Annotated in this window: 23 protein-coding genes; 12 read left to right on the top strand and 11 right to left on the bottom strand. The window is 61.0% G+C overall.

What is annotated here, in order from left to right:
• Window positions 1–140 precede the first annotated feature (140 nt).
• The 3 genes from CUJ84_RS15650 to CUJ84_RS15640 are packed head-to-tail and all read left to right on the top strand — an operon-like array spanning window position 141 to window position 1,822.
• Window positions 141–641, top strand: coding sequence for a YbjN domain-containing protein (locus tag CUJ84_RS15650; protein WP_003541709.1), 501 nt, complete (start codon window positions 141–143; stop codon window positions 639–641).
• Between the two features lies 1 nt (window position 642).
• Complete coding sequence (proC, locus tag CUJ84_RS15645) at window positions 643–1,470, top strand: pyrroline-5-carboxylate reductase (RefSeq protein ID WP_105006884.1); 828 nt, start codon at window positions 643–645, stop codon at window positions 1,468–1,470.
• Between the two features lie 10 nt (window positions 1,471–1,480).
• The gene (locus tag CUJ84_RS15640; RefSeq protein WP_105006883.1) at window positions 1,481–1,822 is read left to right on the top strand and encodes a tRNA-binding protein; all 342 of its coding nucleotides are present in this window, start codon (window positions 1,481–1,483) and stop codon (window positions 1,820–1,822) included.
• A gap of 81 nt (window positions 1,823–1,903) precedes the next feature.
• Here CUJ84_RS15640 and CUJ84_RS15635 read toward each other — a convergent pair whose 3' ends face one another.
• On the bottom strand, window positions 1,904–2,599 hold the full coding sequence (locus CUJ84_RS15635; protein WP_105006882.1) for an MBL fold metallo-hydrolase: 696 nt from the start codon (window positions 2,597–2,599) through the stop codon (window positions 1,904–1,906).
• 287 nt (window positions 2,600–2,886) lie between these two features.
• On the opposite strand from CUJ84_RS15635, the gene CUJ84_RS15630 reads away from it, so the two are divergent.
• Both CUJ84_RS15630 and CUJ84_RS15625 read left to right on the top strand, forming a co-directional pair.
• A complete protein-coding gene (locus CUJ84_RS15630; protein WP_026188479.1) occupies window positions 2,887–3,504 on the top strand; it encodes a DUF1236 domain-containing protein in 618 nt (205 codons plus the stop codon).
• Between the two features lie 182 nt (window positions 3,505–3,686).
• On the top strand, window positions 3,687–3,956 hold the full coding sequence (locus tag CUJ84_RS15625) for a hypothetical protein (protein WP_003541697.1): 270 nt from the start codon (window positions 3,687–3,689) through the stop codon (window positions 3,954–3,956).
• A gap of 38 nt (window positions 3,957–3,994) precedes the next feature.
• On the opposite strand, the gene CUJ84_RS15620 is transcribed toward CUJ84_RS15625, so the two are convergent.
• The 3 genes from CUJ84_RS15620 to CUJ84_RS37975 are packed head-to-tail and all read right to left on the bottom strand — an operon-like array spanning window position 3,995 to window position 4,821.
• Entirely contained in the window at window positions 3,995–4,336 is a 342-nt protein-coding gene (locus CUJ84_RS15620; RefSeq protein ID WP_210208129.1) for an aminotransferase class IV, read from the bottom strand.
• An 18-nt stretch (window positions 4,337–4,354) separates the two neighbouring features.
• Window positions 4,355–4,648 (bottom strand): hypothetical protein, encoded by a 294-nt coding sequence (locus CUJ84_RS15615; RefSeq protein WP_105006880.1) that lies wholly within the window; start codon window positions 4,646–4,648, stop codon window positions 4,355–4,357.
• Window positions 4,600–4,821: a hypothetical protein gene (locus CUJ84_RS37975; RefSeq protein WP_158686937.1), complete on the bottom strand. Its 222-nt coding sequence runs from the start codon at window positions 4,819–4,821 to the stop codon at window positions 4,600–4,602. Before CUJ84_RS37975 ends, CUJ84_RS15615 begins: the two co-directional genes overlap by 49 nt.
• A 297-nt stretch (window positions 4,822–5,118) precedes the next feature.
• Here CUJ84_RS37975 and CUJ84_RS15610 point away from each other — a divergent pair, with 297 nt between their 5' ends.
• Genes CUJ84_RS15610 through CUJ84_RS15600 form a run of 3 tightly spaced genes read left to right on the top strand, consistent with a single transcriptional unit; the run spans window position 5,119 to window position 7,713 of the window.
• Window positions 5,119–5,610: a MarR family winged helix-turn-helix transcriptional regulator gene (locus CUJ84_RS15610; protein WP_027683597.1), complete on the top strand. Its 492-nt coding sequence runs from the start codon at window positions 5,119–5,121 to the stop codon at window positions 5,608–5,610.
• The gene (locus CUJ84_RS15605; protein ID WP_003581129.1) at window positions 5,611–6,312 is read left to right on the top strand and encodes a response regulator; all 702 of its coding nucleotides are present in this window, start codon (window positions 5,611–5,613) and stop codon (window positions 6,310–6,312) included.
• Window positions 6,313–6,336: 24 nt separating this feature from the next.
• A complete protein-coding gene (locus CUJ84_RS15600) occupies window positions 6,337–7,713 on the top strand; it encodes an ATP-binding protein (RefSeq protein ID WP_105006879.1) in 1,377 nt (458 codons plus the stop codon).
• Window positions 7,714–7,814: 101 nt separating this feature from the next.
• Here the strand turns inward: CUJ84_RS15600 and CUJ84_RS15595 are convergent, their stop codons facing one another.
• A complete protein-coding gene (locus CUJ84_RS15595; RefSeq protein ID WP_105006878.1) occupies window positions 7,815–8,273 on the bottom strand; it encodes a winged helix-turn-helix transcriptional regulator in 459 nt (152 codons plus the stop codon).
• Between the two features lie 34 nt (window positions 8,274–8,307).
• On the opposite strand from CUJ84_RS15595, the gene CUJ84_RS15590 reads away from it, so the two are divergent.
• Window positions 8,308–9,201 carry an oxidoreductase gene (locus tag CUJ84_RS15590; protein ID WP_105006877.1) on the top strand — a complete coding sequence of 298 codons (894 nt, stop codon included), beginning with the start codon at window positions 8,308–8,310 and terminating at the stop codon, window positions 9,199–9,201.
• Window positions 9,202–9,348: 147 nt separating this feature from the next.
• Here CUJ84_RS15590 and CUJ84_RS15585 read toward each other — a convergent pair whose 3' ends face one another.
• The 3 genes from CUJ84_RS15585 to CUJ84_RS15575 all read right to left on the bottom strand — a co-directional run bounded on the left by CUJ84_RS15585 (window position 9,349) and on the right by CUJ84_RS15575 (window position 11,558).
• A complete protein-coding gene (locus CUJ84_RS15585) occupies window positions 9,349–9,822 on the bottom strand; it encodes a BA14K family protein (protein ID WP_199788715.1) in 474 nt (157 codons plus the stop codon).
• Between the two features lie 141 nt (window positions 9,823–9,963).
• Window positions 9,964–10,179, bottom strand: coding sequence for a cold-shock protein (locus CUJ84_RS15580; RefSeq protein WP_003561293.1), 216 nt, complete (start codon window positions 10,177–10,179; stop codon window positions 9,964–9,966).
• Window positions 10,180–10,667: 488 nt separating this feature from the next.
• Window positions 10,668–11,558, bottom strand: a complete 891-nt coding sequence (locus tag CUJ84_RS15575; RefSeq protein WP_105008204.1) for a DMT family transporter — start codon at window positions 11,556–11,558, stop codon at window positions 10,668–10,670.
• Window positions 11,559–11,662: 104 nt separating this feature from the next.
• On the opposite strand from CUJ84_RS15575, the gene CUJ84_RS15570 reads away from it, so the two are divergent.
• The gene (locus CUJ84_RS15570) at window positions 11,663–12,133 is read left to right on the top strand and encodes a DUF3052 domain-containing protein (protein WP_105006875.1); all 471 of its coding nucleotides are present in this window, start codon (window positions 11,663–11,665) and stop codon (window positions 12,131–12,133) included.
• A 143-nt stretch (window positions 12,134–12,276) separates the two neighbouring features.
• Window positions 12,277–12,663: a hypothetical protein gene (locus CUJ84_RS15565; RefSeq protein WP_105006874.1), complete on the top strand. Its 387-nt coding sequence runs from the start codon at window positions 12,277–12,279 to the stop codon at window positions 12,661–12,663.
• Between the two features lie 104 nt (window positions 12,664–12,767).
• Here the strand turns inward: CUJ84_RS15565 and CUJ84_RS15560 are convergent, their stop codons facing one another.
• Genes CUJ84_RS15560 through CUJ84_RS15550 form a run of 3 tightly spaced genes read right to left on the bottom strand, consistent with a single transcriptional unit; the run spans window position 12,768 to window position 17,119 of the window.
• Window positions 12,768–13,910, bottom strand: coding sequence for a PQQ-dependent sugar dehydrogenase (locus tag CUJ84_RS15560; RefSeq protein ID WP_105006873.1), 1,143 nt, complete (start codon window positions 13,908–13,910; stop codon window positions 12,768–12,770).
• 58 nt (window positions 13,911–13,968) lie between these two features.
• Window positions 13,969–14,742, bottom strand: a complete 774-nt coding sequence (locus CUJ84_RS15555; RefSeq protein ID WP_105006872.1) for a class GN sortase — start codon at window positions 14,740–14,742, stop codon at window positions 13,969–13,971.
• Window positions 14,732–17,119 carry a marine proteobacterial sortase target protein gene (locus CUJ84_RS15550; RefSeq protein WP_105006871.1) on the bottom strand — a complete coding sequence of 796 codons (2,388 nt, stop codon included), beginning with the start codon at window positions 17,117–17,119 and terminating at the stop codon, window positions 14,732–14,734. The genes CUJ84_RS15555 and CUJ84_RS15550 overlap by 11 nt, the downstream gene beginning before the upstream one ends.
• Before the next feature lie 384 nt (window positions 17,120–17,503).
• On the opposite strand from CUJ84_RS15550, the gene CUJ84_RS15545 reads away from it, so the two are divergent.
• Window positions 17,504–18,706, top strand: a complete 1,203-nt coding sequence (locus CUJ84_RS15545) for a pyridoxal phosphate-dependent aminotransferase (protein ID WP_027683605.1) — start codon at window positions 17,504–17,506, stop codon at window positions 18,704–18,706.
• Window positions 18,707–18,712 lie beyond the last annotated feature (6 nt).

Below are 18,712 nucleotides of genomic sequence, written 5' to 3'. Positions count from 1 at the left end.
AAGCTCCGGGCAGGTTATCTGCGTTAAGTCTGGCAGCGGTTCAACGATCATCCGAGTGGTGGTTTCCGGTATTTGCGTGTGTCTTTCTTGTGTTCGTACACCAAGTTAGGTCGCATTCGTTCCGGTTAAGAAGGTGCTGCATGAACCTGATGGAATTGGAAGTCGAGCGTCAGTCGAACCCGGTCGACATGATCGAGTACGTTGCCTCCAACAACGACTGGTCGTTCGAACGGTCTGGCGAGGACGAGATCGCGATGACGGTCGAGGGGCGCTGGACGGACTACCACGTCTCCTTCTCCTGGATGGAGGAATTCGAGGCGCTGCATCTTGGCTGCGCCTTTGATATCAAAGTTCCCGACATCAGGGTCAACGAGGTGGTCAAGCTGCTCTCGGCGATCAACGGACAGGTGCTGATGGGTCATTTCGACCTGTGGCGCCAGGAAGATGTCGTCATTTTCCGCCAATCGCTGCTGCTTGCCGGCGGTGCGGAGCCTACCAATCGCCAGGTTGAGGTGCTGCTTTCCAGTGCGCTCGACACCTGCGAGGCCTATTTCCAGGCATTCCAGTTCGTCGTCTGGTCCGGCATGGAAGCGACGAAGGCGATGGAAGCCGTGCTGTTCGAAACGGTCGGCGAGGCTTGAGATGCCGACGAAGGCTTTCTCCTCGACACATCCCGTCGTTCTGATCGGCGCCGGAAATATGGGCGGGGCGATGCTCTCCGGCTGGCTGAAGAGTGGCGTTCCGGGCTCGGCCGTCATCGTCGTCGATCCCGGTCCGTCGCCGGCGATGCTGGCGACGATTAGCGAGGCCGGCGCGACCCATCTGACCGCGCTTCCCACGGATTTGAAGGCAGGTGTGCTGTTCCTGGCGGTCAAGCCGCAGGTGATGGAGACAGTGCTGCCGGCGGTGAAGAGTGCCGTCGGGCCGGACACGGTCGTCGTCTCTGTCGCAGCCGGCAAGACGCTCGGTTTCCTCGAGAGACATCTCGGCAAGGCCGCCATGGTGCGAGCCATGCCGAACACGCCGGCTATGGTCGGGCGTGGCGTCACCGGCGCCTTTGCCAATTCAGGGGTCAGCGATCCGCAGCGCGAACACGTGCATTCCCTTCTACGCGTCTCGGGCCCTGTCGAATGGGTGCCGGCGGAAGCCGATATTGATGCCGTGACGGCGCTTTCGGGCAGCGGTCCGGCTTATGTATTCTATCTCGTCGAATGTATGGCGGAGGCAGGCCGTAAACTCGGCCTGCAGGCGGACCTCGCCATGCGTCTTGCGCGGGAAACAGTCGCGGGGGCTGGTGAACTCATGCACCAGTCCCCCGACGACGCTTCGCGGCTGCGGGAGAATGTAACGTCTCCCGGTGGCACGACGGCGGCGGCGCTCGCCGTGCTGATGGCCGAAGACGGCATGCAGCCCTTGTTCGACGCAGCACTCGCGGCGGCGCGCAAGCGGGCCGAGGAACTGGCCGGCTGACGGAGACCATATGGCCGAAGAGACCACCTACGCCGATTTCGAGCGTGTCGACATTCGCGTCGGCACGATCATCGAGGTCAGTCCCTTTCCGGAGGCGCGCAAGCCGGCGATCAAGCTGGTGATCGATTTCGGCCCTGACATCGGTACCAGAAAATCCTCAGCGCAGATCACCGTGCATTATACGCCGGAAAGCCTGCTGGGCCGGCAGGTGCTCGGCGTCGTCAACTTCCCGCCGCGCCAGATCGGACCATTCCGCTCTGAAGTGCTGACGCTGGGATTCGAGGACGAGAACGGCGCGATCGTGCTTGCTGCCGTCGAACAGCCGGTCCCGAACGGCCGAAAGATGATGTGAGCTCAAGCTCACACTTAAAGCGCGTCGGGTCGAATCGGATTCATGCGACGCGAACCGCTGTGCACTTTTGGGCGACATGCATTAGTTGTTCGGGGCTTCGCCTGATGTGCCGGCATCGGATCCTCCACGAGACCTGATCTCCTGCAGAAATGGATTGCTGCGCCGCTCGTCGCCGATGCGGCTGCCGGGGCCGTGGCCGCAGATGAAGCCGACGTCGTCGCCAAGCGGCAATACCTTGTCGCGGATCGAATCGAGAAGTTGCTGATGATCGCCGCCCGGCAGGTCGGTGCGGCCGATCGATCCGTTGAAGAGGACATCGCCGAGATGGGCGAAATTCTGCACACGGTTGAAATAGATGACGTGGCCGGGGGCATGGCCGGGCGTGTGATAGACCTCGAATTCGTGGGCGCCGAAAGAAATCTTGTCGCCGTCATTCAGCCAGCGGTCGGGCACGACGTTACGCAATCCTGATATGCCGTATTTCGCGGCCTGGGTCTCGATCCGCTGCAGCAGCGGCAGGTCGTCCTGATTCGGGCCAACCACGTCGATGCCGAGAGCTTCCTTCAATTCACTGGCGCCGCCGGCATGGTCGAGATGGCCGTGTGTCAGCCAGATTTCCTTGATGGTCAGGCCGTTCTGGGCGATCGCCTGCAGGATGAGCGGCACGTCGCCGCCGGGATCGACGACGACGCCTTCCTTGGTATCGGGATCGAAGAAGATCGTGCAGTTTTGCTGGAAGGGTGTCACCGGAATGATGCCGGCCTGGAGCATGCCCATAAGTGCCTCGCTTGGTGTCTCTGCTGCTTCGGGTATAGTCCGAAACCGCGGCAAGGACAGCCGGAATCTTGTGACATTGGCGGTGTGCCTCACGGTAAAAAGACGGACTGCAACAAGAATTTATGCCCTCTTCGCCATCGTCGCAGGGCGAGAAAATGGAGCTTTTCTCAATTCTTCCAAACATTTGCATGAAATACCCCGCAAGTAGCGTTTCGCTCGGCGGAGCACAGGGGAACATCGTGGAACCCCGTGCGTTGTCAGCCCATCGAAACCAAGGAGACGCTCACATGACCTTGAAGAGAAACATTCTGCTGGCAGGCGCGGTGCTGATGGCTAGCGCCGGTCTTGCGCAGGCGGAGATGATGGCGACGACGGTCAACGATCTCAACGTCCGTGCTGGCCCCGGCCCGCAATATCCCTCGGTCGGTCTTGCCACCCGCGGCTCCACCGCAGTCCTCGACGGTTGCATCGAAGGCAGCCGCTGGTGCCGAGTCGACGTCAACGGCATGCGCGGCTGGGTCTATGCCGATTATCTGCAGGTCGATCACGGCGGCAGCTCTGTCATCGTCGAGCAGCACCGCACCGAGATCGGCGTTCCCAGCGTGACATACGAGTCGACCGCGAGTGTCGTTCCGGCCGAGCCGCAGCCGGCGCCGGGCGATGAGTTGCTCGGCCCTGTCGGGTCGGTCGAGACTATCACCCCGCCGGAGACGGTGCGCACCTATATCGACACCAATCCGGGCGAGACGGTGCAGCTTGGCGGCGATGTCGTCGTCGGCGCGGAAGTGCCTGCGGACGTCACCTTCCAGACGATTCCCGACTACGAGTATCGCTATACGAGGATCAACGATCGGCCGGTGCTGGTCGATCCCGGTACGCGCCGGATCGTCTACGTCTATCAATGACGTGATCGACAGAAACTGAGGCGAGGCGGACGTCGGACCGCCTCGTTCCGGCACGCTTCTCCCTGCCTTAATCCCGCATCGGTTGATTTTTCTTAACGCTTTCCTCCGAAATATGATAAAATGCTAATACGCCAAAGATCGGCGTAGCTGGGCGATCGGGGAGATCGCCAGAGGAGGAAATCATGGAAGCCCTACTTCCGCTCATCACACAATTGATTGCCGGTGCAATCGGCGGCAACGCCGCGAGCGCCGCTTTGAAGCAGCAGGCGATCAACGTCGTCGCCCGTACGATCGCAGGTGCGATCGGCGGCGTTGCCGGCGGTATGCTACTCAGCATGGTCGGTGGGGAAGCGGCCATGACCGGCCTGATCGCCGACGGCATCGGCGGCCTGATCGGCGGCGGCATTCTCTCGACGCTCGCCGGACTGGTCATGGCACGGGCGCATAGGTAAAAGGCCCGGCAGGCTTTTATCCGGTCGGACCGATTGTGTCAGGGTCTTATTCGGCGGCGATCGCCGCCGAATAGACTTCTTTCATGTAGTCGTTCATCAGCATTTCGGAGATCGTCGACGGCGTGAAGCGGTACGGGCGATTTCGGAAACTGGGTCACTTCCGCAGCCGAGCCGGTGAGGAAGCACTCGCTGGAGCCGGGAAGCTCTCCGGCAGGATCGCGCGTTCGATCACCTGGATGCTGCGGCGTTTGGCGAGTTCCATGACAGTCTGTGATGCCGTTCAGGAAGCAATCCGGGGTTGGCGTGCGAATGACGCCGTCCTTGATGAAGAAGATGTTAGCGCCGGTCGCTTCGGCGACCTGGCCGCGATGATCAAGCATCATCGCATCGGCGTAGCCCTAGGCTTCGGCGGCGTGCTTGGAAATGGTGCAGATCATGTCGAGACCGGCAGCCTTAGAGGCGCACTGCGCCGTCTTCGGATCGGGGCGGCGATATTCGGCGATATCGAGGCGGATGCCCTTCAGCTTTTCGGTCGGGTTGAAATGGCTGCCCCATATGCGGTTGGCCCGTGCCGAAACACCCATCATCTTACTGCCGCGCCAGGCAATCGGCCTGATATAGGCATCCTGGAACCTTTGGCGCTTCAGGAGGTCGACGGTCGCCGCGTCGAGTGCGTCGATGGAGTAGGGCACTTTGAAACCGAGGATCTCAGCGGATCTGTGCAGACACCGGTATCTTCGGTGAGCTTGAACACCCGGCCGCCATCGGCGCGCTCGCCTTCGAAGACGGCGCTGGCATAATGCAGGCCGTGGGTCAGCACGTGGATCTTGGCGTCTTTCAGGCGACGAACTCGCCGTTGAACCATATCCGCCGTCCAACTGGTCGAAAGGAACTGAAACCATCCTTAACTCCTCCGGCGCTTCATGCGCTATGCCTGTTGATTGTTGTCCCTATTACGTCTTATCCACAGACGCAGGGGGAAATCGCGTGTTACGTCGGAGTGCCGGACGGGCCTTAGTTTCCAGGTAAGTGCCAGGGAAATGAGGAGACCGTGCGGGCCTCCCGCAGAGTTCGCGGAAGCTGACGCCAAATTTATGTCAATAAAGCTGACATATCTTCGCGAAAGTTTCACGCAGCGCGCGGAAAGAGAAAGGAATGCCGAGTGTCACGACAGACCGGCCCGAAAGTAAGCAGGCCAGAGCCGTTGGCCACGCCGATGGAAGATACTGATATCATCGATTTCGAGATCATCGAGCTGTTCTTCTTCGCCTATCGCGACTTCGTTTCCGATCCGGATGCCATCCTCGAAAAGAGCGGCTTCGGCCGGGCGCACCATCGCGTAGTGCATTTCGTCAACCGCAATCCCGGCATGACGGTGGCCGATCTTCTCGATACCTTGAAGATCACCAAGCAGAGCCTCGCAAGGGTGCTGAAACAGCTGATCGATTCAGGCTATATTCGCCAGGTGGCAGGTCCCGAGGACCGGCGGCAGCGCAAGCTTTATCCGACGAAATCGGGACGAGAGCTGGCGCTTGCCCTTGCCGAGCCGCAATCGCGCCGCATTGAGCGGGCATTCGAAGGGGCTTCTGCGGAGGTGCGGGAGGGCGTAAAAGCTTTCCTCAGCGGCATGCGGGACAGACAGAAGGCGGATTGAATGGCGGTCAAGACAGGTATTTCCGACGATGCGGCGCATTTGCTGGTGGTCGATGACGACTCCCGCATCCGCGCGCTGCTCAATCGTTATCTCGCCGAGAACGGCTTCCGCGTTACCGTCGCCGCCGATGGCGCCGAAGCGCAGCGCAAGCTTGCGGGTCTCGATTTCGACCTGATCATCATGGATGTGATGATGCCGGGCGAATCCGGCATCGACGTCACCCGCGGGCTTCGCGCCATCAAGAACGTCCCGATCATCATGCTGACGGCGCTGGCAGAATCGGGCAACCGCATCGAAGGCCTCGAGGCGGGTGCCGACGACTATCTTTCCAAGCCCTTCGACCCGCGCGAACTGGTGTTGCGCATCAACAACATCCTGCGCCGCAACGCCGGTGGCGAGGGACCGAAGATCGAACAAGTGATGTTCGGCCCTTACACCTTCTCGCTGACCCGCAAGGAGCTGAAGAAAGCCAGCGAGGTGATCCGGCTCACCGACCGCGAGCAGGAGATCATGTTGCTCTTTGCACGGCGCGCCGGCGACACGATCCCCCGCCATGAACTGATTGGCAACGATACCGAAGTCGGCGAGCGGACGATCGACGTGCAGATCAACCGGCTGCGGCGTAAGATCGAGGATGATCCCGCCAATCCCGTCTGGCTGCAGACCGTGCGCGGCATCGGATACAGGCTGAGCATCGACTAAACTCAAGGTTCGGGACCGGCGCAGATGGTGACGATCGACAGCTTGCGGCGGGAAGACCGCACTTCTGCGCCGGGCTGGCGCTGGATCGTCCGCTGGCTGCGCCGCCGGCTGCCGACCGGGCTTTACGCGCGCTCGCTGCTGATCATCATCATTCCGATGGTGCTCTTGCAATCCGTCGTCGCCGCTGTCTTCATGGAGCGCCACTGGCAAATGGTGACGGAGCGGCTGTCGCTTGCGGTCACCCGTGACATCGCCGCCATCATCGAAATCATTGAGACCTATCCGCAAAACTCGGACTATAGCGAGATCATCCGCATTGCTCGCGACCAGCTCAGCCTGCAGATCTCGATCGAGCCGGACGGCGATCTGCCGCCGCCGCGGGTCAAGCCTTTCTTCTCGATTCTCGATGGCATCCTCAGCGACGAGATCACCGACGAGATCCACCGGCCTTTCTGGATCGACACGGTCGGCAATTCAAACCTCGTCGAGATCCGCATCAAACTCGACAACAAGATCCTGCGGGTGCTGACCAAGCGCAGCCAGACCTATGCGTCGAACACCCATATCTTCATCGTCTGGATGGTCGGCACCTCGCTGGTGCTGATCGGCATCTCGATCCTCTTCCTGCGCGGGCAGATCCGGCCGATCCTGACCTTGGCGCGAGCGGCTGAAAGCTTCGGCAAGGGGCAGAAGCCCGATAATTTCTATCCGCGCGGCGCCGACGAGGTCAGGCGCGCCGGTCTTGCCTTCATTCTGATGCGGGAGCGAATCGAACGGCAGATCGAACAGCGCACCGCGATGCTCTCCGGCGTCAGCCATGATCTGCGCACCATCCTCACCCGCTTCAAGCTGCAACTGGCACTCGCTGGCGACAATCCCGACCTGCATGGACTGAACGATGACGTCAACGACATGCAGACTATGCTGGAGGCCTATATGGCCTTTGCGCGCGGCGAGGTCGAAGAGGATGTCGGCGAGCTGAGACTCAGTGAGATCTTCGCGAAGCTGGAATCCGATTTCGCCCTGCACGGCAAAAAATTCAGGTTTTCCATCGAAGGCGATGACGACATATCCGTCAGGCCGAATGCCTTCATGCGGCTCGTCACCAACCTTGCCTCGAATGCTCGGCGTTATGCCAATAGGCTCGACATCGAGGCCAAGCACAACGCCAAATGGCTGACCGTCGTCTTCGACGATGATGGGCCGGGCATTCCGGAAAAGAACCGCGAGGACGTGTTCAAGCCATTCTTCCGGCTGGATACGGCGCGCAACCTGGATGCGTCGGGCACCGGCCTCGGCCTTGCGATCGCCCGCGACATTGCCCGCAGCCACGGCGGCAACGTCACGCTCAGCGACAGCCCGCTCGGCGGGCTGAGGGCAACGATCCGCATTCCGGCCTGAAGGCATGTCGCGCAAAAATGTACGGCGGTTTTGCGATAACGACATGCGTAAAAATAAGGAGCTAAAGCGCGAGGAGCGGATCTGAAAGATTGCGACGCGCTTTAGACGCCGGCGGCCGTCAGCTTGACGGCTTTGCGCGCATCGAAATCATTCAGGTGTTCGACGATCCAGCGCCAGAGCGCGGCGACTTGCATGAGGAGGTCGCGTCCGAGCGGCGTCAACTCATATTCGACGCGCGGCGGCACTTCGGGATACAGCGTGCGGATGATGAGGCCATCTCTTTCGAGGGTGCGCAGCGTCTGCGTCAGCACTTTCTGGCTGATGCCCTCGACCCTCTCCATAAGGCGCGAGAAGCGCAAGGGCGCGCCGGCATCGGAGAGTACATGCAGGATGCGCAGCGGCCATTTCGCCGCCGCTCGCTCGATCAGTTCACGGGCCCGCCCATCCTGTTCGTCCGTCATGCTGCTGCAGAAATCGAAGATGTCACTGGTCAAGTCAGTTACCTCAAGGTGAGTATGGATCGTCTGGGTACCTTCTTTCGATTGGATACAGTAGACCATACATGAGCCGGGAACCAAAGAAGGAGGGTTTCCGATGTTCAGAGTCTGGTTGATAACAGGGAGTTCGCGCGGTCTTGGACGGGCGCTGGCGGAGGCGGTTTTGGCTTCCGGCGATAATTTGGTGGCGACTGCGCGCGATCCCGGCCAGCTTGCCGATCTTTCCGAGCGGTATGGCGATCAGGTGCTGACGCTGGCGCTTGACGTGACCGACGAGGCGGCGGCAGCGGCGGCAGTCGAGGCTGGTGTGAAGAGGTTCGGGCGCATCGACGTGCTCGTCAACAATGCCGGCTACGGCAATGTCGGCTCGATCGAGGATACCAGTCTTGCCGATTTCCGCGCCCAGATCGAGACCAATCTCTTCGGCACGATCATCATGACCAAGGCGGTCATCGCCCTGATGCGCGGGCAGGGGGCGGGGCACATCATCCAGTTCTCATCCGTCGGCGGCCGGATCGGACCTGCCGGGCGTGGCGCCTATTCGGCGGCGAAATTCGGTGTCGAGGGCTTTTCCGAGGTACTGTCGAAAGAGGTCGCGCCGTTCGGCATAAGGGTGACGGTGATCGAGCCCGGCGGCTTCAGGACCGATTTCGCCGGCTCCTCGACGGTGCTTGCCGAAGGGCGGCAGGACTATGCGGAGACGGTCGGCGCTACGGTGCGCTTCCAGCGTGAGTACGATGGTCGCCAGCCCGGTGATCCTGCCAGAGCGGCTGCAGTCGTCATCCACATTGCCGGTCTCGAAGAGCCGCCGTTCCGGCTGCTGCTCGGCAGCGATGCGGTACGCAATGTCGAAAAGGCGGATGCGGCGCGCATCGAAGCCGATCGGATGTGGCGCACCGTGAGCGTCTCGACCGATTTTGATGCCGAGGCCGAGTCCATGCCCCAGATCAGGATGATTTTAGGCCCGATCGGCCTAAAATCTGAAGCCTGATCTAAATCAAAGAAATAGAGCATGATGTCGTCCGAAAACCGCGCACACTTTTCGGCATCATGCTCTGGGAACAAGAAGGCCGGTTGACCCAGGCAAAACAAAAGCGCCGCTGAAAAGCGGCGCTTGGCATTGGGGATAATCGAGGGATCAGCCGGCGGTGCAGAAGTGGCTGCGGCCGTCATTGCCAATATAGGTGCCGCTGCGCGGATCGAAGGAGCGGTAGCGGTAGGAGCAATAGCGCTCCCATTGCGGCGACCAGGGCTCTACTGCTGTGCGGACGGGCGCATAATATCGCGGTTGCTCAACATATTGCGGCTGATCGACATAGACGCGGCGCGGGGCGCGATAGACCGGAGCGGGTTCGTAATAATCCGGCTCGTAGGCCGGGTCGATGTAGCGGCGCTCTTCGTAGACCGGACCATTATTGGCGTTGGCGATGGCCGAACCGACGATCAGGCCGGTGGCAAGGCCGACGGCGCCGCCGACCCACGCATCGTTGTTGCCGTGATTGCCGTGGCGCCAGTGGCGGTCGCGGGCCGACGCTTCACCGATGGCGGAAAGCGTGAGTGCTGCAGCGGTTGCCGTCAGCAGAAGGGTCTTGGCGAGCCTGTTCATAAGCATAAATCCTAATCCCGGGAACCGAACGCCGGCCCCTTTCTCGATGATGAGAGTAGTACAGATTTGTAGCTGAACGAAGGCTGAACGACAAAACCCGGCATTGCTGCCGGGCTTCAACTCGAACTCGCCAGCCTTGTTAAGGGTTCAGCCCGCAATCTGCAGATTGACGGCCTTCGGGCCCTTGCCGCGGCGATCCGGCTCCGTGTCGAAGCTTACCTTCTGGTTTTCCGTCAGACCGGCCAGGCCAGAGGCCTGAACGGCAGAAATGTGAACGAAGATATCGGCGCCGCCCCGGTCCGGCTTGATGAAGCCGAAGCCTTTGTCGGTATTGAAGAATTTTACAGTGCCAGTCTCTGCCATGCCTCAGGTCCTTTTCTCTCTGCCCGCCATCCACACGGGCAGCATCATAGCATTGCCTCCTTGCGGGGAGGTGTTGGCAGGCAATTCTTGAAATTTGAGAAAAAGGTCCCCTCTACCTCGGCCTGTTCCAGGCAGGACTTTCGCCCGCCATTTTCGGAACCGGCTGACCGGGATATTAGCGTTCCCGGCGCGCAAATACTTAAGGACTTCCCATGCTCGCAAAATGCCCGAACGCGCTGAGAGTGCTGCGTTTAAAGGATTTTGGCAAGCAAAAGTTTTTTAGCGTGTCGTTGCGGGCACACCCCTGTCGATATCCAATTTGCGAAAAAATGCAAAATTTCCTTCGCTGATAGGGAATGATTAACGTTTTATATCGTCTGCAATATAAGTTCCGAGCAGATTTTCCCAAAAATGCAACGTGAACGCGTCTCTCGCGGCAAATCAATTTTTTTTTCCGATGCGTGACTCACCCATATTTGGACGCGTGTTCACGCGGCTGGCAAGCGCCGCCGGGTCAGTCCCGGCACGAGTTCGACTACAAGCATAGCGATAAACATTAGCGCGCAACCTGCATAGCCTGTTACCGGCATCGTCTCGCCGAGCAGCAGGGCGGCGAGCGAGGCGCCAAAGAGTGCTTCGGAAGAAAGGAAGATCGCGGCCTGGGAGGGCGTCGTGTAGCGCTGGCCGATCACCTGCAGCACGAAAGCAACGCCCGAGGAGAAGATGCCGACATAAAGGATCTCCGGCGCCGCGGCCTGTATCGCCGAAAGGCTGACCGGTTCGACGGCTGCGGCAACGGCCAGCGCACAGACTGCGGTGACGGCGAATTGCACTGCGGAGAGCGCGAGCGGCCTTCCGGTCTCCGAAACGGTCGTGCCGGCAAGGGTGATCTGGATCGCCCAGAAGACGGCGCAGACGACGGTCAGCAGATCGCCTGGCGTCAGCGCCGAGAGATGGCCGCCGGACAGGAGATAGATGCCGGTGACAGCCATCAGCGCGCCCGGCCAGATGATCCAATGCGGGGCACGGCGCAGGAAGAACACGGCGATCAGCGGCACGAAGACGACATAGAGGCCGGTGATGAAGCTGGAATTCGTCACCGTCGTCGTCTGCAGTCCGACCTGCTGCGTGGCTGCACCGCCGAAAAGGGCAAGGCCGATCAGGATATAGAGCTTCGCATGGCGTGCGCTGGTCTTCTCCTTTGCCTTGTGCGCTTCGAAAAGGACGAAGGGCAGCACGGCCAGCGTGGCTACGGCAAAACGCAGGCCGATGAACCAGAAAGGGCCGATCGCCTTCATCGCCGTCGACTGCGCGACGAAGCCGCCGCCCCAGATGGCGGCTGCAAGCAATAGGAGGAGGTTCGCCTGAACGCGCGTCATGTCATCCTCGATGAGGGAAGGGCGGTGATGTGCCGAAGCGGTTAGCAGTTGCATTTCTTTTCGGCAAGGGCGAAGACTTCACGCGGATTGGCGGAGGTGAAGGCATGCGAGGCGAAGAGAGGCCGCAGGCTGACGACACGGCAGCGCCCAAGGCGGTCGGTTATTCCGGCACACCGCTGGCCAGGAAGCTCGGCCTTGCGCGTGGGCAGGCGGCGGCTCTTCTCAGCGTTCCTGAAACGATCGGCGATATCAACCGTTTCGACGGCTTTGCCTCGGTCGTTCGGGCACTTCCGGAGACGCCCGCACGGGTATTCGACTATGTGCATCTCTTTACGACCGAACGGGCCGTGCTAGAGCGGACCGCGCCTGCGCTCCTGCCTGTTCTGGTTCCGAATGGCATGGTCTGGATCTCCTGGCCTAAGAAGAGTTCGAGGGTGCCGACTGATATCACTGAAGACGTGCTGCGGGAGGTTCTGCTTCCGATGGGTCTCGTCGACATCAAGGTCTGCGCCGTCGATGAAATCTGGTCCGGGCTGAAATTCGTCATCCGCAAGGAATTGCGCGGCCTGCTGTGACCCCTCAACTATTGTTGTCTTCTATTGTTGTCTTCGGCGCGCGAGGCGCATCAGCGCGCCATTGCGGGCGCCACGAAAAATTGTTTGATTGTGTAATTGGATGAAGACCATACCATCGGTCGAATGTAGGCGGAGCGGCTCTCATGTATTTTAGATATTTAAAGTATATCGCGTTGTGGGGACTTCTGATCATTGCCATAGAACCCGCGAATGCCCGCGACGCTATAGATAGTGGAACAACACAGCTTAGCGGCTCGAAATTCAATTATTCGGTCACTGCTCTAGGTTCCAAAGATCGAAGGATCGAAGTCATTCATAACGGAGAAAAATACGGTGGCCCGCTAGCGAATATGTCGTTTCGGGATCGTCATTTGCAGGTCTTCGAGATGGTGGCGAAGTTGATCAAAAAGAGCTGCCAGAACGGGGTCTCTTCGCTTGGCGGCATATGGTTGAGCAAAGACCCGGAACAAGATGAGGATCCGGATGCAAGGCATCCTCAATACTTCATTTGGGAATATAGTTGTAAATAGACGCTCGAGTTTGGTGTCCCAGTTCGCTGTCGAGATCGATGACGGCGTTCGATTCCGGCTTGCTGGGTCTCCACCTTCAGTCCGTTTCTCATCCTCTCGTGATCTCAGCCGTTGTCGGCTTCGGCGCGCGAGAGGCGCAACAGCGCGCCGTTGTCCTCATCCGTCACCATCAGCAGGGCGCCGTCGGGCGCGACGATGACGTCGCGGATGCGGCCGTATTCGCCCTCGAACAGGCGCTCTTCGGCGACAGAGGCGCCGCCGTCGTCGCGCTGCATGCGTGAGAGCAGCTGGAACTTCAGCGCCGCGACGATGAAATTGCCGTCCCATTCCGGAAACATGGCGCCGCGATAGACGACAAGCGCGCCGGGCGCGATCGAAGGATCCCAATAATGCAGCGGCTGTTCCAGCCCTTCCTTGGTGGTGCCTTCGCCGATCTCGGCACCCGAATAGTCGCGGCCATAGGTGATGATCGGCCAGCCGTAATTCTTGCCGGCCTCGGGCTGGTTGATCTCGTCGCCGCCGCGCGCGCCGTGCTCGACGGTATAGAGCTTGCCATCCTCGGCGTCGAAGGTGATCCCCTGCGGGTTGCGGTGGCCTTTCGACCAGATTTCCGGCAGCGCCTTGCCGCCGTCTTTGAACGGATTGTCGGCAGGGATGCTGCCGTCGGCATTGATGTGGATGATCGAGCCGGCATCGTCCTGCCAGTCTTGCGAGCGACGGCGGTCGCCGCGGTCGCCGACGCTGATGAACAGCGAGCCGTCACGGGCAATCGCGATGCGCGAGCCGTACTGGATATTGCCTGACGTGAAGCGCCGCATGGTGAAAACAGGCGTCACGGCATCGAGCGTCTTCTCGTCAGTGGAAAGCGTGGCACTGAAGGCTTCGGTGCCGGAGCCCTGGCTGTTGGCGATGGCGGCGGTGAAATAGAGCTTGCGGCTGGTCGCAAAGTCCGGAGCGAGCGCCACGTCCATCAGGCCGCCCTGGCCGCGGGCGCTGACCTTGGGCACGCCGCCGATCGGCTCGGAGACCTTGCCGTCGCGGACGATCCGCATGCGGCCGGGCCGCTCGGTGACGAGATAGGCGCCATCGGGCAACACCTCGACCGCCCAGGGATGTTGGAGACCGTCGGCGAGTTTTTCGACACGGACGGTTGGACCCTGCGTGTTGACGGTATCGGCGGCATTGGCGGATGCGGCGCCGAACACGATCAGCGCGGCGGCGAAATGGAGGGTAGACACTCTCTTCATTGGCTTCCCTGTCGTCTCTCCAGGCTGAACGTGGAGCGTGCAGGGGAGAGCTTCAACCTCATTCGGTCTGCAATAACGGCTTTGTGTTTACCGGTTGAACCGAGCCTGTCGCCTGGCCATCGACCAGTTCCGCCTCGAGGATGTAGCGCAACGGCCCGCGTTCGGTCGCGTCGAAGGGCCAGCAGGTGGTCAGCACCAGGCGGCGGCCATCGGAGGAGGGATCGATGCCGCTTGCATCCCACGGGGCGATGCGACCCTCGCCGGCCTTGAAGGTCAACAGCTTGCCGTCGCGGCGCGTGACTTCAATCGTATCGCCGGGCCTTATATATTGCAGCCAGCGGAAATGCGTGTCGCGATGGGCGGCAATCACGGAGGTGCCTTCCTCGCCCGGCTGTGGCGTGTTGACGAGCCAGGCCGGACCGAAGGCGAGAGCTTCGCCGGAGGCGCCGGAGAGCACGATCGCCTCCTTGCCGAGGCGCGGGGCACGCACCTTGGCCTCGGTGGTGAAATCCGCCCAAGGCCAAGGTTTTGTTTCTTCGCCCCGCAATTCGGCGGCGAAGGCGCGTTTCAGCAGGATCTGGGAAAGCTCCGCCTTCGCCTTCAGCAGGAAGCCGTCGCCGATCAGCGCCAGGCCATAGAGGGCAAGGCCGGCGATGGCAAAGGCGATTGCTTTTTCGATCGAGGAAAGACGCCAGAGGAAGAAACCCTTCTTCTGGCGCATCTTCGGCCGGTCATAGGCCGTGGCGGCGGCCATGGCGAGTTCCAGATAGGTCGGAAGCGGCTCGAATTCGGCCGCTTCCTCATTCTGGTTTGCAGAAAGCCTAGAGACCATTTCGCTTGGCTCCGACTGCGATAATGCCCTTGAGGCGCCGCCGCCAGACGGCCAGCCCGCTTGCCGCCGTCAGCGCGAGGAGCAACATGGTCAGCCCGCGGATGATCTGCTCGTCGGCGCGCGTCGCCGTCTGCGGCAGGTTCACGGTCGTGCTTTTTTGCGCGATCATGGTGGCGGCCTTGGCGGTCGGGGCTGCGGCCATCATGTTTGCGATCTCAGGCGACGCGGCGAGATCCTGTGTTTCGGCCGCAGCCTGTTCCGGTCCGGCGTTTCCTGCCGGCGTAACCGAGCCATGGCGCTCCGCGCCGCCAAGAGGGGCGGGGTTTTCGCCGAGGACCTTATCAAAATCCCAACCTTCCGGCAGGTTGAGCGGCAGCTTGGTTGAGCCGAGCGGCTGATCGACCGGGCGAGACGGGGTGACGTCGACGGCGACCAGGCTGGTGACGCGGGAGACGAGGTGATGGGCGAGCGCCACGGTCTCGATATCCTTGTCGAGCGCGGCCGGATCCTGACGTTCATAGGCGCGCGCCTCGAAATCGTCGATCTTGCGCCGCGCCCAGAGCTTGGAAATGCCGTCGCCATTGGCGGCATTGGCGATATTCATCTCCACGCGCCAGGGCTGGTCGCCGGTCTTGCCGATGATCTGCAGCTTACCGGCGGGCTTATTCTCGGGCAGTTGCGCGGTCAGCACGACAGGCTCGCCGCTATAGAGGTCCGGCATAGGGTTCGGCGTGATATTCTCGGCTGCGATGCCTTCGAAGGTTGCGGCGATATCGGTCATGGCTGGGTTCCGCAGCTTGGCGAAAAGCTCGCCCATGCGGCTTGCCACCTGATCGGTCGAGCCGATCGCCGTGAAGGTGCCGCGGCCGACTTCGGCGGCCTTGGTCATGAAATAGGTATTCGGCGCCGAGCCGATGCCGACGGTGAAGACGCGGGCATCGCCGCGGTTTGCGGTGATTTCCTGGAAAAGCTGCTGTTCGTTGCCGATCGCGCCATCCGTCAGGAACACGACCTGGCGCAGCGCTCCGCTTGCGACCGGTCCCTGGTTACGCAGCGCAGCCTGCAAGGCAGGCAGCATTTCCGTGCCGCCGTCGGCTGTCAGGCCTCTGACATAGGCGATCGCCTTTTCGCGATTGTCAGGGGTGGCAGTGACGAGACCCTTGAAATAATCGGTCATCGTATCGTCGAAACGGATGACGTTGAAGCGGTCGTCGGGGTTCAGCTTGGAGATCGCAAGCGCCAGGCTCTGCCTTGCCTGCTCGATCGACGGGCCGGACATCGAGCCGGAATTGTCGATGACGAAGACCACCTCGCGTCTTGCCGGCGGTGCTGCTGCATCCGGGGCAGTGGGCGGGGTGACGAAGGCGAGCAGGTAGGTCTTGCCGTTCATCACTTCGCGGAAGAGGCCGGCACTCGGCATCTTGCCCGGGGCTGCCTTCCAAGTGAGCTCGAAATCCTTGTCGGCGGGAACGGAGTCCGCCTTCAGGCTGATCGTTCTCGCCTGGTCGCCGTCCTGGCTGATATCGACCGCGTGGAAGGAGGATTTGACGTCGCCGAGCGGGAAACCGGCCTTGAGGTCGACGGTCAGCGAAACCGGATTGATCCTGGCGTTCTCACGCGGATCAAGCACGGGGGCTTCGATCTTGTCGCGGTTTTCCACCGGGTCGCGCGGTGTGGCAAAACCGGCGCCGTTGTTGAACTCGACGGTCTGGACGATCGGCGCCGGATTGTAGCGCGGGGCGACGACCATCGGGAAGCGCAGCGAGAACTCGCCGCCCGACTGGTGGATCATCTGCTGATATTCGATCTGGACGACGATGGTTTCGCCGGGACCGATATTGGCGACCTGGTTGGTGAAGATGTTCGGCCGCTGCTGTTCGAGCAACGCCGTCTTCTTGCCCTCGGCCTTGGCCTGCTCGTAGATCTCGCGGGCTTCCTGGCGTGGCTTGATCTGGCCTTCGATGAAACGTTCGCCGATCTGCATTTTCAGCGCGTCGACGGCGGAATTCTCCGGCAGCGGAAAGACGTAGGTGCCCTCGACCCAACCCTGGCTCGGATTCTGGAAGCGTTGCGTCACCTTTACCCTGGCAATCGGGCCGGAGACATCGATGGCGACATCACTCTTCAGCCGCGGCGCTTCGACATAGAAGCCCGGCTCCTTCGACGGAAAGAGCAGCGAGCCGCTGCGGACATCGTTCGGCCGGACAAGCGCTGCGAGCTGGACGGATGCCTGCGGCGTCTCGGCGGCGCGGGCGGCGGAGGCAAGCCCTAGCATCGCGGCGATGCAGGCGGCAAAAGCGGTGACGGCAACAAGGACTGAAACGGAAATTCGGCGCGCGCGAATGCGCCCTATGGCAAACTCATCTTCCAGAAACATTGGCATACCCTCAATAACCAATTTCGGATGCCGGATGATGCGGCTTCGATCTCGGCGCGCTCGCGACCGAATTGCGGCGTGGCGCGGCATTTGTTGCGGCTTATTCGTGGCGTTGGCCGAATTCGACGATGCCTCTGATTTCAGGGGATAAATCCGTGTGACTTCAGAGATTGATTCAAGGTCTGCGCCTGGCGTTTCGACCAGGTGACGCAAGCCTCTCCCAAGGGCGCGGCATGCCGGGCGGGCGACGCGGCGAACCGATCAATAAGAATCATGCCACCATGACGCCTTTCCGCTTGAAATGCCGTCATACATTGGACATAGAGCTAACCGCAGAACTCCGGTCCCGGCTTTCTGCCCGTTTCAACCATTAGGACCGTTATCATGGCTTTCCTTGCCGATGCTCTTTCCCGTGTGAAGCCTTCAGCCACCATCGCCGTCTCCCAGAAAGCGCGCGAGCTGAAAGCCAAAGGACGTGACGTCATTGGCCTCGGCGCAGGTGAGCCGGATTTCGATACGCCCGATAATATCAAGACGGCGGCCATCGACGCGATCAATCGCGGCGAAACGAAGTACACGCCGGTTTCCGGTATCCCGGAATTGCGCAAGGCGATCGCCGCCAAGTTCAAGCGCGAGAATGGCCTCGACTATTCCTGGGAGCAGACGATCGTCGGCACCGGCGGCAAGCAGATCCTTTTCAACGCCTTCATGGCAACGCTGAACCCCGGCGACGAAGTCGTCATCCCGGCGCCTTACTGGGTTTCCTATCCTGAGATGGTGGCACTGTGCGGCGGCACGCCGGTTTTCGTTTCGGCCACCCAGGAGCATAACTTCAAGCTTCAGGCGGCCGATCTCGAAAAGGCGATCACGCCGAAGACCAAGTGGTTCATCTTCAACTCGCCGTCCAACCCGACGGGGGCGGCCTATACGCATGACGAGCTGAAGGCGCTGACGGATGTGCTGATGAAGAATCCTCAGGTCTGGGTGCTGACCGACGACATGTACGAGCACCTGACCTATGGCGACTTCAAGTTCGTCACGCCTGTGGAAGTCGAGCCTAAGCTCTACGACCGTACGCTGACGATGAACGGCGTCTCCAAGGCCTATGCGATGACCGGCTGGCGTATCGGCTATGCGGCCGGCCCGATCCAGCTCATCAAGGCCATGGACATGATCCAGGGGCAGCAGACCTCGGGTGCGACGTCGATCGCCCAGTGGGCGGCTGTCGAAGCGCTGAACGGCACACAGGACTTCATCCCCGAGAACAAGAAGATCTTCGAAGGCCGTCGCGATCTCGTCGTTTCGATGCTGAATCAGGCCAAGGGGATCGTCTGCCCGGTGCCGGAAGGCGCCTTCTATGTCTATCCGTCCTGCGCCGGCCTGATCGGCAAGACGGCTCCGTCGGGCAAGGTCATCGCGACGGACGAGGATTTCGTTTCCGAACTGTTGGAAACGGAAGGCGTTGCCGTCGTTCATGGTTCGGCCTTCGGCCTCGGCCCGAACTTCCGCATCTCCTACGCGACTTCGGAGGAGCAGCTCGAGGAAGCCTGCCGCCGCATCCAGCGCTTCTGCGGCGCCTGCAAGTAAGCGGGT

Source organism: Rhizobium leguminosarum (assembly GCF_002953715.1).
Taxonomy (GTDB): domain Bacteria; phylum Pseudomonadota; class Alphaproteobacteria; order Rhizobiales; family Rhizobiaceae; genus Rhizobium; species Rhizobium leguminosarum_V.
Note: the sequence above shows the minus strand (reverse complement) of the source record. Positions and strands in the feature narration are given on the sequence as shown.

What these genes read in the sequence shown, in the direction of transcription:
- CUJ84_RS15650 (WP_003541709.1), top strand. Translation starts at nt 141, where the DNA reads ATGAACCTGATGGAATTGGAAGTCGAGCGTCAGTCGAACCCGGTCGAC.
- proC (WP_105006884.1), top strand. Translation starts at nt 643, where the DNA reads ATGCCGACGAAGGCTTTCTCCTCGACACATCCCGTCGTTCTGATCGGC.
- CUJ84_RS15640 (WP_105006883.1), top strand. Translation starts at nt 1,481, where the DNA reads ATGGCCGAAGAGACCACCTACGCCGATTTCGAGCGTGTCGACATTCGC.
- CUJ84_RS15635 (WP_105006882.1), bottom strand. Translation starts at nt 2,599, where the DNA reads ATGGGCATGCTCCAGGCCGGCATCATTCCGGTGACACCCTTCCAGCAA.
- CUJ84_RS15630 (WP_026188479.1), top strand. Translation starts at nt 2,887, where the DNA reads ATGACCTTGAAGAGAAACATTCTGCTGGCAGGCGCGGTGCTGATGGCT.
- CUJ84_RS15625 (WP_003541697.1), top strand. Translation starts at nt 3,687, where the DNA reads ATGGAAGCCCTACTTCCGCTCATCACACAATTGATTGCCGGTGCAATC.
- CUJ84_RS15620 (WP_210208129.1), bottom strand. Translation starts at nt 4,336, where the DNA reads ATGCTTGATCATCGCGGCCAGGTCGCCGAAGCGACCGGCGCTAACATC.
- CUJ84_RS37975 (WP_158686937.1), bottom strand. Translation starts at nt 4,821, where the DNA reads ATGGTTCAACGGCGAGTTCGTCGCCTGAAAGACGCCAAGATCCACGTG.
- CUJ84_RS15605 (WP_003581129.1), top strand. Translation starts at nt 5,611, where the DNA reads ATGGCGGTCAAGACAGGTATTTCCGACGATGCGGCGCATTTGCTGGTG.
- CUJ84_RS15600 (WP_105006879.1), top strand. Translation starts at nt 6,337, where the DNA reads ATGGTGACGATCGACAGCTTGCGGCGGGAAGACCGCACTTCTGCGCCG.
- CUJ84_RS15595 (WP_105006878.1), bottom strand. Translation starts at nt 8,273, where the DNA reads ATGGTCTACTGTATCCAATCGAAAGAAGGTACCCAGACGATCCATACT.
- CUJ84_RS15590 (WP_105006877.1), top strand. Translation starts at nt 8,308, where the DNA reads ATGTTCAGAGTCTGGTTGATAACAGGGAGTTCGCGCGGTCTTGGACGG.
- CUJ84_RS15585 (WP_199788715.1), bottom strand. Translation starts at nt 9,822, where the DNA reads ATGCTTATGAACAGGCTCGCCAAGACCCTTCTGCTGACGGCAACCGCT.
- CUJ84_RS15580 (WP_003561293.1), bottom strand. Translation starts at nt 10,179, where the DNA reads ATGGCAGAGACTGGCACTGTAAAATTCTTCAATACCGACAAAGGCTTC.
- CUJ84_RS15575 (WP_105008204.1), bottom strand. Translation starts at nt 11,558, where the DNA reads ATGACGCGCGTTCAGGCGAACCTCCTCCTATTGCTTGCAGCCGCCATC.
- CUJ84_RS15570 (WP_105006875.1), top strand. Translation starts at nt 11,663, where the DNA reads ATGCGAGGCGAAGAGAGGCCGCAGGCTGACGACACGGCAGCGCCCAAG.
- CUJ84_RS15565 (WP_105006874.1), top strand. Translation starts at nt 12,277, where the DNA reads ATGTATTTTAGATATTTAAAGTATATCGCGTTGTGGGGACTTCTGATC.
- CUJ84_RS15560 (WP_105006873.1), bottom strand. Translation starts at nt 13,910, where the DNA reads ATGAAGAGAGTGTCTACCCTCCATTTCGCCGCCGCGCTGATCGTGTTC.
- CUJ84_RS15555 (WP_105006872.1), bottom strand. Translation starts at nt 14,742, where the DNA reads ATGGTCTCTAGGCTTTCTGCAAACCAGAATGAGGAAGCGGCCGAATTC.
- CUJ84_RS15550 (WP_105006871.1), bottom strand. Translation starts at nt 17,119, where the DNA reads ATGTTTCTGGAAGATGAGTTTGCCATAGGGCGCATTCGCGCGCGCCGA.
- CUJ84_RS15545 (WP_027683605.1), top strand. Translation starts at nt 17,504, where the DNA reads ATGGCTTTCCTTGCCGATGCTCTTTCCCGTGTGAAGCCTTCAGCCACC.